This is a genomic window from Streptococcus sp. 10F2, from assembly GCF_054331515.2.
In genome coordinates this window covers 1-13,820 of sequence record NZ_JBTGGE020000049.1, presented here as the reverse complement: position 1 = coordinate 13,820, position 13,820 = coordinate 1, and the positions used below count along the sequence as shown (strand labels likewise).

General features: G+C 41.1%; 12 protein-coding genes. 2 read left to right on the top strand and 10 right to left on the bottom strand.

Annotated features, from left to right (window positions below):
• The first annotated feature begins 132 nt into the window (after positions 1–132).
• A complete protein-coding gene (locus ACXM1Q_RS07710) occupies positions 133–909 on the top strand; it encodes a DUF1828 domain-containing protein (protein ID WP_458517560.1) in 777 nt (258 codons plus the stop codon).
• 209 nt (positions 910–1,118) lie between these two features.
• Here ACXM1Q_RS07710 and galE read toward each other — a convergent pair whose 3' ends face one another.
• The 7 genes from galE to rfbA all read right to left on the bottom strand — a co-directional run bounded on the left by galE (position 1,119) and on the right by rfbA (position 8,403).
• Positions 1,119–2,120 (bottom strand): UDP-glucose 4-epimerase GalE, encoded by a 1,002-nt coding sequence (galE, locus tag ACXM1Q_RS07705; RefSeq protein ID WP_458517559.1) that lies wholly within the window; start codon positions 2,118–2,120, stop codon positions 1,119–1,121.
• Positions 2,121–2,250: 130 nt separating this feature from the next.
• Positions 2,251–3,102 carry a dTDP-4-dehydrorhamnose reductase gene (rfbD, locus tag ACXM1Q_RS07700; RefSeq protein ID WP_458517558.1) on the bottom strand — a complete coding sequence of 284 codons (852 nt, stop codon included), beginning with the start codon at positions 3,100–3,102 and terminating at the stop codon, positions 2,251–2,253.
• A 3-nt stretch (positions 3,103–3,105) separates the two neighbouring features.
• Positions 3,106–4,041 (bottom strand): glycosyltransferase family 2 protein, encoded by a 936-nt coding sequence (locus ACXM1Q_RS07695; protein WP_458517557.1) that lies wholly within the window; start codon positions 4,039–4,041, stop codon positions 3,106–3,108.
• 607 nt (positions 4,042–4,648) lie between these two features.
• Positions 4,649–5,869: a glycerophosphodiester phosphodiesterase family protein gene (locus ACXM1Q_RS07690; RefSeq protein ID WP_458517556.1), complete on the bottom strand. Its 1,221-nt coding sequence runs from the start codon at positions 5,867–5,869 to the stop codon at positions 4,649–4,651.
• Positions 5,870–5,885: 16 nt separating this feature from the next.
• Positions 5,886–6,932, bottom strand: coding sequence for a dTDP-glucose 4,6-dehydratase (rfbB, locus tag ACXM1Q_RS07685; protein ID WP_458517555.1), 1,047 nt, complete (start codon positions 6,930–6,932; stop codon positions 5,886–5,888).
• Between the two features lie 9 nt (positions 6,933–6,941).
• Positions 6,942–7,535, bottom strand: a complete 594-nt coding sequence (locus ACXM1Q_RS07680; protein ID WP_458517554.1) for a dTDP-4-dehydrorhamnose 3,5-epimerase family protein — start codon at positions 7,533–7,535, stop codon at positions 6,942–6,944.
• Positions 7,528–8,403, bottom strand: coding sequence for a glucose-1-phosphate thymidylyltransferase RfbA (rfbA, locus tag ACXM1Q_RS07675; RefSeq protein ID WP_458517553.1), 876 nt, complete (start codon positions 8,401–8,403; stop codon positions 7,528–7,530). Before rfbA ends, ACXM1Q_RS07680 begins: the two co-directional genes overlap by 8 nt.
• Positions 8,404–8,724: 321 nt before the next feature.
• On the opposite strand from rfbA, the gene gdhA reads away from it, so the two are divergent.
• Entirely contained in the window at positions 8,725–10,071 is a 1,347-nt protein-coding gene (gene gdhA, locus ACXM1Q_RS07670) for an NADP-specific glutamate dehydrogenase (RefSeq protein ID WP_458517552.1), read from the top strand.
• A 331-nt stretch (positions 10,072–10,402) separates the two neighbouring features.
• Here the strand turns inward: gdhA and ACXM1Q_RS07665 are convergent, their stop codons facing one another.
• The 3 genes from ACXM1Q_RS07665 to ACXM1Q_RS07655 form a co-directional block, all read right to left on the bottom strand.
• Entirely contained in the window at positions 10,403–11,185 is a 783-nt protein-coding gene (locus ACXM1Q_RS07665) for a formate/nitrite transporter family protein (RefSeq protein ID WP_458517551.1), read from the bottom strand.
• A 215-nt stretch (positions 11,186–11,400) separates the two neighbouring features.
• Complete coding sequence (locus ACXM1Q_RS07660) at positions 11,401–12,186, bottom strand: aminoglycoside 3'-phosphotransferase (RefSeq protein ID WP_458517550.1); 786 nt, start codon at positions 12,184–12,186, stop codon at positions 11,401–11,403.
• Between the two features lie 27 nt (positions 12,187–12,213).
• Entirely contained in the window at positions 12,214–13,584 is a 1,371-nt protein-coding gene (locus ACXM1Q_RS07655; RefSeq protein ID WP_458517549.1) for an ATP-binding protein, read from the bottom strand.
• Positions 13,585–13,820 lie beyond the last annotated feature (236 nt).

Genomic DNA, 13,820 nt, shown 5'->3' with positions numbered 1-13,820 from the left:
CCTTGGCTAGTTAGCCTAACAGCTCCAAACCTGCTATCAAATGAAATAAGGAATCGACATCAAAAAGTTAAAGTACTTAAATTTCTAATAAGGTGGGGTGGCTAACTTCATTTTAGAACTTTCATCTAACCAATGAATGCACAGGAAATAAAAAATGAATATTTAAACTTTATTCATGAAAATGCCTACTTTAATAGCATTTCGGAAACACATATTGAGGTTGTGACCCCATTTGTAGATCCACTAGGTGAAGCCATTGGTTTTTCAATTAAATCTGATGGCAAACAACTCTTGATAACTGATGACAACTATACCATTTGGAATCTTTCCATAAATGGTGTCGATCTCAAAAAAAAGAGCCGCCGTAAAGATCTCTTTGATTCCCTCTTACAATACAATGGTTTTAGTCTGAATGGTGAGGCAATTGAACGAACGATCAGCAAAAACAAACTAGGACAAGCTATTCATGACATGACTCAATTATTGATGAATATCTATAATTTCATTCAACTTTCACCTGTACATGTAAAATCGCAATTTTTAGATGATGTAAAACATTACTTTATTGGCAATGATTCCTATAGCGTATTCCCCTCTTTCTCAATAGCTGGAAAATCTCATCTTGAATATAAATTTAATTTCGTATTTATGAGTAAGGGGATATCTAAAATCGCACGAGTCCATAACACCATCGGTAAACAACAAGTAGATACTATTCTTGCAAGTTGGTTAGATACTTCAGAACTCCGACAATTCGAATACGGTGGAAAAGAAGAATTGTACATTATTGTTAGTGATGAAGGATATCGAGGTCTGAAAGAAGACTATCTTAACGCTCTCGGAGAATACGGAATTGCAGTACTGAACTTCGCAGACAAGCAAGAACTAATCCAAAATCTCGGAAAATAAAAAGGGGAGGCCGACTTGGCTTAACCCCTTTTTATTTCACAACGTTACTCACTCAAAAAAGTCTTGCCCAAAAGGCTTTAGAATATAAAACAGCTTAGAATGACGTCAATTAAAAACGTTGATTCTAGGCTGTCTTTACCTATTTAAATTTTAAGCGAAGCCAGAAATGATTCATTTTCACCCAATCTCTTCGACCCTTCACTCAAATTCTAATCTCTATCATCATATCCATTTGGGTGGCTTGAATGCCAAGCCCAAGCGGTTTCGATGATTTTTTCAATATTATCAAATTGTGGTTTCCAGCCCAAAATATCACGGGCCTTGTCTGAAGAAGCAATGAGGGTATCTGGATCTCCAGGTCGACGCTCTGCCATTTCTGCTGGAATCTCCTTCCCAGTTACTTTACGAGCTGCTTCTAAAATTTCCAAATTTGAAAAACCGGTAGAGGAACCTAAGTTAAAAGCGGTGGATTCGTGACCTGCACGGAGGTATTCGACTGCCAGAAGATGCGCATCAGCCAAATCAAACGGATGGACATAATCCCGGACATTTGTTCCATCAGGAGTATTATAATCATCTCCAAAGATCATAATCTTATCCCGAACCCCTTGCGCCACCTGTAAGACGATAGGAAGTAAATGAGTCTCTGGACCATGGTCCTCTCCAATGGAACCATCTGGTTTTGCACCCGCTACATTGAAATAGCGCAAAGGGACAAACTTGATTCCATAAGCTTGGTCTGCCCACTTCATGATCGTTTCCATCATCAACTTGCTTTCGCCATATGGATTGATGGGATTTTGAGGAGTGGTTTCTAAAATCGGAAGTTCTTCTGGTATACCATAAGTTGCGGCTGTAGAAGAGAAAACAATGTATTTCACACCTACTTCCTTCATAACCTCTAGTAGTTTGACCATACCAACCGTATTGTTATCAAAATACTTCAATGGCTCCACCATCGATTCAGCTACCAATGAATAAGCCGCAAAGTGAATAACCGCATCAATATCCTGATTTTCTTTAAAAACCTGACGCATAAAATCCTGATCCGCCAAATCTCCTTCATAGAAGACAGCATCGGGATGAATAGCCGCTCGATGTCCTGTTACCAAATTGTCCACGACCACTACACGCTCGCTTCCCTGAGAGATTAAGCGATCAACCATATGAGAACCAATATATCCAGCTCCACCTAAGACTAAAATTGCCATAACTTTTCCTTTATTTTTTTATTCTAGTATATCAAATCCTAAGACATCTGTCCTTGATAATCCGCAAAAGAAGTGTAAAAAACGAACCCTGCTAGCCAGCAAAGGGTTCGTTCTGATGAATCACAAGACTCTATTTTACGTCTTGGTTATAAAACGCTGCAAGAGCCTCTTGCCATGTTGGAATAAGGAAACCAGTTGCCTTCGCTTTGGTCAAATCCATTGTTGAGTTGAATGGTCGTTTGGCTTTAGCTGGGAACTGACTAGAATCGACAGGCTTTACCTCTACTTCTGTATTTTTAAGAATTTCAGCCGCAAAATCAAACCAAGTCGTGTCTTCCTCTGCATCATTGGAAAGATGATAATAACCATATTCATGCTGGTTGTCCGCTAAATGAACCATAAATTCTGCTAAAGTTCGAGTCCAAGTAGGACGACCATGTTGGTCATTTACGACCGTTAGAACTGGATGAGTCTTCGCTAAATTCTGCATGGTAAACACAAAGTTTTTCCCATAATTCCCGAAAACCCATGCAGTACGGATAATATAATAACGACTAGAGATTTTTTCTACTAGCTCTTCTCCCATGCGTTTGGTACGACCATACTCGGTCTGTGGATCTGCTGGATCGTCTACTTGCCATTCTTCTCCAACCGGTTTGTCACCATTAAACACATAATCAGTAGAAATATAAACCATCGTTGCACCATGGTTTTCTGCAGCACGCACGACGTTTTCAGTTCCGGTAACATTGATGGCGTAATCCAATTCCTTACCTTCGTCCTCTGCCGCATCTACAGCTGTATAGGCCGCACAATGATAGACTAAGCTCGGCTTCACTTCTGCAAAAACGCGCTCTACTTCTTCCTGCTTAGTAATATCCATTTCAGCCACATCTAAGGCTTTATACTCCTGCCCTAACTCATCTAAATAGTGTACCAACTCTGTTCCAAGTTGTCCTTTTGCTCCTGTAATGAGAATCATCGTTTATCCTTTCTCTTCTGAACGCTCCTTGATGATATAGATCGGCCGATTTTTTGTTTCCATAAAAATTTTACCGATATACTTCCCAAGAATTCCGATTGTTAATAATTGAAAACCTCCTAAAAAGAGGATAATGGAAACCATAGATGGCCAACCTGCGGTTGGATCCCCATATAAAAGGGTGCGGACAATCACCACCCCGGCAAGGGCAAAAGCCAACAAACAAGACAAGGCTCCCCCTACAAAGGCAATGGCTAAGGGAGCATCCGAAAAGTTGACAATCCCCTCTAAAGAGTAACTGAAGAGTTGCCAAAAATTCCAACTCGTCTGCCCCGCTACACGCTCCACATTCTTATATTCCAAATACTCAGTCTTAAAACCTACCCAGGAGAAAATCCCCTTAGAAAAGCGATTGTACTCCGTCACATCTAGAATAGCATCCACCATTTGTCGCCGCATCAGACGGAAATCACGGGCTCCATCTACCATTTGTACCTGACTGATTCGGTTAATGAGGCGATAAAACAGACGGGCAAAGAAAGAGCGAATGGGCGGTTCTCCATCTCGAGTCACTCGGCGTGTTCCTACACAATCCAAGTCGAGATCATTCTCCAACCGTTGAACCATCTCCACCAGTAACTCCGGTGGATCTTGGAGATCCACATCCATCACTGTCACAAGCTCTCCATGGGCTTCCTGAAGTCCAGCATAGAGAGCAGCCTCTTTCCCAAAGTTTCGAGAAAGAGACAAATAGGTCACCTTAGAGTCCTTAGCTGCCAATTCCCGAAGCACTTCTAGCGTCCCATCTCGGGAACCATCGTTCACAAAAATATATTCAAATTCTTGATCCAACTGAGGCTGGATTTCTTCCATAGCCTGATAAAAAAGGGGTAGGGCCTCTTCTTCATTAAAGCACGGAACAATTACTGAAATCGTCATCTCGATCTCCTCTTCTGTTCATTCTTAATAAGTTTACCACGAAAGCCATGAAATACAAATAGATAAGTCAAAATCCTTTCAAGACAAGAACAAATCACCACTCCTAGATTCCCTACAAAACTAAAACTCAAAAACGACCATTTTAAACCCTAACGATTCCCAGCTCCTTTCATCTTCTCCATCCGTTCTTCGAACTATCTCTAGAAGCTAGATTCAAGTACCAGCCTCTGATTTTTAGTTGGTGAAACTTTTTGATACAGTCCATTTGAATAGGCAACATAAGGTTTACGAGGTAAACTACAATTCCTGACTCGTTAAGCACTCCTAATGTCGCCACCTTATCGATATAAACTTGGCTCATCTCATCTAAAAACATGCAACCTGCTTTTGGACCAGAGCGGGAATCAGACAATCTGGGAAAAAAACGTTTCAGCTTGCCACTTAAAATATAGACTGCTAACAAGCAAGACTGTATAACAGATTTCTTTCACCCCATCAAAAGGGACTTGAAAGCACCCCAATTGTTAGGCATTCTAGATAACTATTGGGGTGTCATTCAACTATTCTCAATTTTAAAACCTATTATTTCAGAAACATTTTTTACTACCTATTTCCGATAGACTTCAATATCAAATGATTTCTGAGAATCCAAGACTTCTTGATATAGATCTATATCTTTGCTCAAAAGATTGTTGGTGTAAACCCCATCAATACCTCGATTAAGGATTTTCGACAAGGTCGCAAAGCCATCTACTGTATGTACCAAAACCAACCGGTTCGATTCATGAATCTGTGAAATCAAAGAATCCGTTAAGCGTTCATCTTTTTGAGGAAGGGTCACTGCTAAAATATTGGGCTTATCTTCGAGACTTTTGACGATGGCTTCTTCCTTTAGGTATGAAGCATATAAGGTTAAAATATAGTGCTTAAAAACTCCCATTTCTTCAAGCAACTGATAGTCCTCAGGTTTATAGAGTTGAACCAGAATCCGTTCAGCCAAATAGGGATTCATTTTTTCTACAGCCTGAGCTAGAATACGGTATTGCTCTTTAATATCCTTCTGTGTAAGATCCTTAACCTTAGTATCTGTCACAACAATCATATCTGGGTTCAATTCCATTTGTCGAAGGATATCTTCCCAAAATAAAGTCGTATATTGAGCCTGGATATTGTTTGAATCTTTAGTCTTAGACTGCTCCCAATCCTGGGCAGTTGGCACATCACTTTCCCAATCATGAACTGCTGCAAGACGACCATCCTTGGTCAAATTGAGGTCAAACTCAAAAATACGATGTCCTAGTGAGTAATTCTGTTTTAGGGCTTGTAAAGAATTACTATAGGCAGATAGGAAGCCAGCTTCTCGCATAGTTCCCCCAGCATGAGCTATCAAACGCCTATCTGCGAGCACCTTTTTCAGATTGGTAGATTTAGACTGGAGTTCTATCTCTGTTCCGTGATGAGCTAATTCTTGTCCTAAACTAGCTTCTAATACAGCTTTGGGTAGATACACCCTGCCCAGCCAATCTTCCTCCCTCTGATCATATGGAAATTGATAACCATTTTTCCGAAGCTGATCCGAATCCACATGAATCGTCCAAGTCACCTGCCCAGCCTTGGTATAGAGTTTCTCAGACTCTGCTCTCAAACCAGCTTTTTGAAAAACAATTTGGATGGGATAACGATTTCGTTCCAGCCGTCCCTTCATCTGTAGACGATCATATAAACCGAATACAAGCCCTATACCAGCAATCCCTAGCAGAACTCCTAACCATTGTTTTCTCAGAATCCTAACCTCCATAATAGACACAAGAGGCAAGAATGATCCCATTCCGCCTCTTATTTCCTTATTTAATCACTTCCTGAGTCTTAGCATAGTTAGCTTCAACGGCTTCTTTTTCACCTTTCCACCAATCCTCATGCTCTTTATACCAAGCGATCGTTTCTTTTAGACCTGCTTCAAAATCTGTAAATTCAGGCTTCCACCCTAATTCATTCCGAAGCTTGCTCGCATCAATGGCATAACGTAAATCATGCCCCGCACGGTCTGTAACATGGTCATATGCATCAGGAGCTTGCCCCATTTCCTTCAAAATGAGTTCCAGTACTTCTTTATTATTTTTCTCACCGTCAGCCCCGATTAGATAGGTCTCCCCAATATTACCTTTGGTCAAAATAGCCCAAACGCCTGAAGAATGATCATTGGTATGAATCCAGTCACGTACATTCTTGCCTTCGCCATATAATTTTGGACGAATACCACTCAAGATATTGGTGATTTGACGCGGAATAAACTTCTCAATATGCTGATATGGTCCATAGTTGTTCGAACAATTGGAAATCGTCGCCTTTACGCCAAAGGAACGAACCCAAGCCTTAACGATCAAGTCCGACGCAGCTTTGGTTGAAGAATAAGGAGAAGATGGGTTGTAAGGTGTCTCCGCTGTAAACTTCTCACCTGGACCTTCCCCCTTGCCAGGAAGATCTTCTCGTAAAGGCAAATCTCCATAAACTTCATCTGTCGAAACATGGTGGAAACGAAGATCATACTTCCGAGCTGCTTCCAAAAGGGTGTAGGTTCCAATGAAATTCGTATCAATAAACGGGCGCGGATCTTCAAGAGAATTATCATTGTGACTCTCTGCCGCATAATGAACAATAGCATCCGCATTTTGTGCCAAACGATCTACAACCGCCGCATCCGCAATATCCCCAACAACCAGTTCCACTCGATCTCCCAAAATAGACTCGATGTTGGCCTTATTTCCTGCATAAGTCAACTTATCCAAGACGGTAATATGTACGTCTGGAAAATTATTGTATACATAATGAACGAAATTGGAACCAATAAATCCTGCTCCACCCGTTACAATGATTTTTTTATAATCAGTCATTTCTCTTCCTTAAAGTTTATCTTCTGTTAATGGTTCTACATCCTTCAAGAGTGGATGATTCTCATCTGCTTCACTCACTTCAGCAGCAGCTAGGTCAGCCCAATCAATACCAAGGCTAGGATCAGCATAATTCACAAAGGCATATTTGGGCTTTAATTCCAAAGCCCAGTAATCATTGACCAAGTAGCTATAAGCGACCTTGTCTGATAAAACCTGGAAACCATTGGCTACACCGCGAGGAACAAAAATCCCTTTGGAAGCGTCAATCTCAGTTTGGTAAACATTCCCAAAACTTGGTCCTTGACGTAAATCCACCCAGGCACCCAAGACACGACCTTCGTCAGCTACAGAAATATATTTATCCCATGGTTCTGCGTGTAAACCACGAAGGACATTTTTTCTTGAAAAGCTAACATTATTTTGAAGTTTTCCTTCCGTAAAGAAGGATTCTGGGAAGCCAAGCGGTAGCATTTTTTCCTTTTGGAAATTTTCTTTAAACCAACCACGATGATCCCCATGAACTGGGATATCAAATTCCAACATGCCCGGAATCGCTTCAATCGGACGAGCTGCTAGAGTTTTACCAAAAAAATTCTCAGCCATTTTCTTCTCCAATCAAACGCAAAAGGTATTGCCCATACTCATTTTTCTTGAGGGGCTGCGCCAAACGGTAAACCTGCTCCCGACTAATATACCCCATACGGTAGGCAATTTCTTCGAGGTTCGCAACTTGCACATTTTGCATCCGCTGAACAGTTTCAATGTACTGCGCAGCTTCTAACAAACTCTCGTGTGTTCCTGTATCTAACCAGGCGAAACCACGCCCCATCAATTCAACTGAAAGATCTCCTCGATCCAAGTAGGCCTTATTCACATCCGTAATTTCCAACTCACCCCGAGGACTCGGCTTGATGTTCTTTGCAATTTCAACTACAGAATTGTCATAGAAATATAGACCAGTTACTGCGTAATTGGAGCGAGGCTGTTCTGGCTTCTCTTCAATGGAAATCGCGTTCATATTTTCATCAAACTCGACCACCCCAAAACGCTCAGGATCCTTAACCTGGTAACCAAAAACGGTCGCACCTGATTCTTTTTGCGCAGCTTTTTGCAAAAGCTTGGTCAAACCTGGACCATGATAAATATTGTCTCCCAAGATAAGGGCAACAGAGTCATCTCCAATGAAATCTGCACCAATGATAAAGGCTTGTGCCAAGCCATCAGGACTTGGTTGAACTGCATAGGACAAGGAGATACCGATTTCAGATCCATCGCCCAAAAGCTCCTCAAAGCGAGGGAGGTCTGTTGGTGTAGAAATGATTAAAATCTCCTGAATCCCTGCTAACATCAAGGTTGAGAGCGGATAATAAATCATTGGTTTGTCATAGACCGGCATCAACTGTTTGGATGCCGCCCGGGTTACTGGATAAAGGCGCGTGCCGGAACCCCCCGCTAATATAATACCTTTCATGCGTCTTCCTTTCTTCATATGAGCTCAAATTAGCTCTCTTTGATAGTGGAATTTGGAATGTGTCATCACACTCACAGAATTCCAGACATCCCTATTTTATCATTTTTGTGCAAAAAAGTCTGAATGACTTTGCTTTCCATTTCCAAAACCAGCCCTTTTTATGAGAAACTTCTATCTGTCACCTTCTGACGGCTACCAATGGCTTGAGCAACCTTCTACTGCTCTCTAACTTTACTTTTATCGCCTTCAATGGTATGATAATCTCACCTGACGAATTGTCAGATAATTCAATTTCTTCGGAAAAATAGAAAAGGGGAGACTATGTCACGAGTTACAGACTATATCCAAAGCACTTTCCAAGACGTCCAAGCACGTAACCCTCACGAAGCTGAATTTCTTCAAGCTGTCGAAGAATTATTCGCAACCCTAGAGCCAGTCCTAGAAGCACACCCTGAATACCTAGAAGAAAACATTCTAGCCCGCATGGTTGAGCCTGAACGTGTGATTAGTTTCCGTATCCCATGGACTGACAAAGATGGAAAAGTCCAAGTGAATCGTGGCTACCGAGTTCAGTACAACTCAGCAGTTGGTCCCTATAAAGGCGGACTTCGCTTTCACCCTTCCGTCAACCAGTCCATTTTGAAATTCCTCGGCTTCGAGCAGATTTTCAAAAACGTTTTGACTGGACTACCTATTGGTGGTGGTAAAGGCGGTTCTGATTTTGATCCCAAAGGTAAAACTGATGCTGAAATCATGCGCTTCTGCCAAAGTTTCATGAGCGAGCTTCAAAAACACATTGGACCATCTCTAGATGTCCCTGCTGGCGATATTGGAGTCGGCGCGCGTGAAATTGGCTATCTCTATGGGCAATACAAGCGACTACGCCAATTTGATGCAGGTGTCCTAACAGGCAAGCCACTTGCCTTTGGAGGCTCCTTGATTCGCCCTGAAGCAACCGGCTACGGACTCGTCTACTTCACCGAAAACATGCTTCAAGCCAACGGCAAATCCTTCAAAGACCAGACCGTTCTTATTTCCGGCTCTGGTAACGTAGCCCAATATGCCCTCCAAAAAGCTAGCCAACTTGGTGCTAACGTCATTGCTGTTTCCGATTCCAACGGCTACATCATTGATGAGAGTGGCATTGATTTCGATCTCTTAGTTGAAATTAAAGAAAAACGCCGTGCCCGCCTAACCGAATACGCAGCCGAAAAAACGAGCGCCCGCTACTATGAAGGCAGCGTCTGGGACTACCAAGGTCAAGCAGACATTGCCTTGCCATGTGCCACTCAAAACGAAATTAATGGGGCACAAGCAGCAGCTCTCCTCCAAAACGGTGTCTACTGCGTCGCCGAAGGAGCTAATATGCCATCAGACCTCGATGCTATCAAGGTCTACAAAGAAAACGGTGTTCTCTACGGTCCAGCCAAAGCTGCCAACGCTGGTGGCGTAGCCGTCTCTGCCCTTGAAATGAGCCAGAACAGCCTCCGCCTCTCTTGGACACGAGACGAAGTCGACCAACGCCTCCAAGACATCATGGAAAACATCTTCCACACCGCCAAAACAACAGCCGAAACCTACAACCTTGGCAATGACTACCTCGCAGGAGCCAACATCGCAGCCTTCGAACAAATCGCCAACGCCATGATTGTGCAAGGTGTCATCTAGACTATATTATTAGACAGGGATGGGAACGAACACTTGTACCAAATCTTGGTCATTACAAGTCTATAGAGTGTAAAATACAAATCATTGTAATTTGCTTCGCAAACTTTAGGCTAAACACTTGAACAGCCACTAAAATTATTTCACTATTCCAAAAGAGGAGGCTGGGATTTAAACCCAACCTCCTCAATCACATCCCTATCATCACTAAGTAGAAAACCCTTACTAGGATTAAGACACTAGTAAGGGTTTTCTACTAATATTCATTTATTAACGTTTGGCCAGCATAAATACCTGCCCATCTCCCACCATTCCGCAACTTCTACAATCATCCTTAATCGACATACAGTTCTGACTGCTCGTTCAGCCAACTATACAGCAAGCCCATAACGAGCCCCCCACCAACAAAATTTCCTAAACCTGCAAAAAGGAAATTACTCAAAATACTGAACAGAGTCATTCCTTCAACTGGACCTCCTGTCGCGAAAATAGAGAGCGAGAAGGTAGAAAAATTAGCAATTACGTGTTCAAAACCAAAGAACGCAAAAATAAAGATAATGAAAATAGCCGCCAGAATCTTCCCGGCATCATCTTTTAGTTTCAAAAAAGCAAAGACCGCAATATTGACTACCACATTCGCAAAAATTCCCTCAACAAACTGAATCCAAGGTGACTTAGCCAATTTAGCCACCGTACTCTCCACCAGATAACTCGTTTCATCAATATGCCCGAACGAATATGGAACTGTCTGACTCAAAAGAAAAGCTATCAAAACTGCTCCCACAAAATTAAAAAGAACACAGGTTGCTAACATCTTCATCGCCTTCTTACTCGGAAGAATTTTCCGATACATAGCGACTGTCATGTACATCATATTGGAAGTCCCCAATTCCGCATTCATATACAAAATCATCAACAATCCCCAGCCAAAAAGAAAACCATAACTGAATTTTCCCAGCCCCTCAGCAACATGATTCAGCTTATCCGCAGAATACATTGAGAGTGTCGTCCCCAAAGCTAAATAGAAACTGGCAAACATCGATCGTAGGGCATAAGCCCAATAATTGCGATCATACAAATCTGCCTTTTTCAAAATACTTTTTTCTAACTTGGACATTAAACTGCTTTCCATTGCCATAAAGAGCCCTCGCTTTTATCTTGAATGTTTTTTCACAATATACTATACCAAAAATAGTTGATTTTGAAAAGGCTTACAACAATGTTTCGCTTAAGTTCTTCCCAATTACCTACGAGGCTCTTCCTGATTCGCGACCCATCATTACGATTCTTTTCATCCACTCAAGCCAAAGGAACTGTAACATCTACTCTCCTTCACCCAAAAACCTCAGCCGCCGCAACCACAGGAAAGAGCTCTGGATTAAGGACATCACGACCATAAGCATCCAAGAATCTATCCGCATACTCATTGGTCTGAAGATTAAAGTTGAGAGTCCAAATACCCCAAAAGAGATCGATATGCCGGTCACCAATACCTCCAGTTCCCACATCGATGAAACCCGTCAGCCGCCAATTCTCCAACATTACATTGGGAAGACAATAATCCCCATGCAAGAGTACACGACTTTGAAACATATCCTTCCCCTCTTGCAGTACTTTATATGCTTCCTCTGCGGAAGAAAAAGAAAAGAAAGACTCAAATAAAGTCGGGTTAAAGTGACCTAAACGATAGTTTCTTTCAGCTAGGTCCAGAAAATCATCCGTCCGATGTATGACAGGACAACCGTCAACACCTAGCTCATGTAAACGCCGTAATTCCTGTCCCAGCACCTCACTCAACCGCTCAGGTTTTTCTAAATAGCGAGGATGCACCGCATCCTCGCCAGACACTGCAGCTGTTAAGAGCCAGTCATAAACGTCTGACACATAGCTCACAACCTCTGCTCCCAGCCCCTTAGAATGAAAATAGCCAGTCATCTCTGCTTCTAGCTTCAAACTTCCCTTTGAACTTTGCTTCAGATAAAAACCATCTCCGCGGTCAATAAAATAAACTCTAGCTTCTGGAGAACTGGAACTATCATAAAGATCTGACTGCCCCACAAACTCCCGAAATTCCTGCGGAAAATCCTGCGGGATTGTAAACAAACGAGTTTTTTTCATAATCCTCCTACCACCTTTGTAAGTTCCTTATTTAAAATAATCATCCAGTGATTTTGACAAAACATCCACATTTCTCAGTTCTACAGGACTCTTCGTAAACAGATACTTATAGGTCACATAGTGATTAAAATACTCTGACCTCTCCTGTAACTGACCAATCGTTTTACCGATTTTCAAGCTGCTTCTCCACTTGCATTCTCCAATCAGTAGTTCTCTTCCATCTACAGATTCTAGAATAACATCAACTTCTTGGACTTTTCCTGCTCTATCTTTTCCCCACCATCTTCCAAATGATTTAGCAACAAAAGGTAGTTTCCCTTGTGAATTCAGTCGTCGAAGAAACTGGCGAGTCACTTCTTCAAAAATGGGACCAATAAAGTTAGATAAATCATCCATCGCCAAACGGAAATAAATATCTCCATTTCCACGTTCGATTTCAGTTCTTGTGGAAAAAATGTAACGATACCAAAAAGCAATGAAATTCTCCGTAATGTGGTATTGACTCGTCTTACCTTTTAAAGGATTTGAACCAAAAGGCACAATGCGTTCAATATAATTCAACTCTTGTAACGTAATTAAGTATTTTGAAATAAGATTAGAATCTAACTTTGTAAATCCGGAAATTTCACTAAGTGTATTTGATCCACTAGCAATAGCCTGTAATACTGCGTTGTAGTTAGCTGGCTCTCGGAACTCCTGCTTCATCAACAAGATCCCTTCATTGTTCAAATATCCACTGATTTCAAAATACAAGTCCCTAATATTCTCCTCAAAACTTAATTCTGGATCAATCAATGACAAATAATAGGGGGTCCCACCTACACAAGCATAATAGCGTATCTTATCTTCCGAACTTACATCTGGATAAAATAGGGACGAGTCATAATAATCTAGTGGATTAATTTTTAATTGACCAGTCCGTCGACCAAATAATGGACTCTTCTCACCCAAAACCTGATTTTCCATAAAACTCATGGAAGAACCACAAAGGATTAAAAAAATATTTGTATCCTTCAACTCATAATCAATAATGTGTTGCAGAATGGAATTCAAAGATTTATTTGCAGATGCTGCATAGGGGTATTCGTCGATAACGAGCACTAGATGTTGATTTCCAAATTGAGTTTTTATGAGATTAAAAAAATGATTCCAATCATCAACCGTTGGAAAATTTGGGATTCCCATTTTCTCACCAAGTATTCTCGAAAACTTCTGTAAATTCAATGAATCATTTACCTCTTCAGCAGGCAAATACAAAGCATTTTTATTTTTAATAAACTCGTTCAATAAGGACGTCTTACCAATACGTCTCCTACCGTAAACAACCGCCATCTGAAAGCTGTTTCGACTATACATTTTTTCCAGATAGTTCAATTCTTGATTTCTACCTAAAAACATCCCTACACCTCCAAACAATTTTACTACTTACGATTATTATAATCTAAAGTAGTAAAACTTTCAAAAAATCCTTTGCAAAAATATGAACAGCAAAATTGAAATCAGTCAGCGTTATAGTCATTTAGTTTTTAAATAGTATGTTATTGCATCAGTTATAGAGTCCATTTTACGAAGTAATTCTGTAACTGATTTTTTTAAAATAGCCCAGCTTTTTTCAATAGGATTTAATTCTGGAG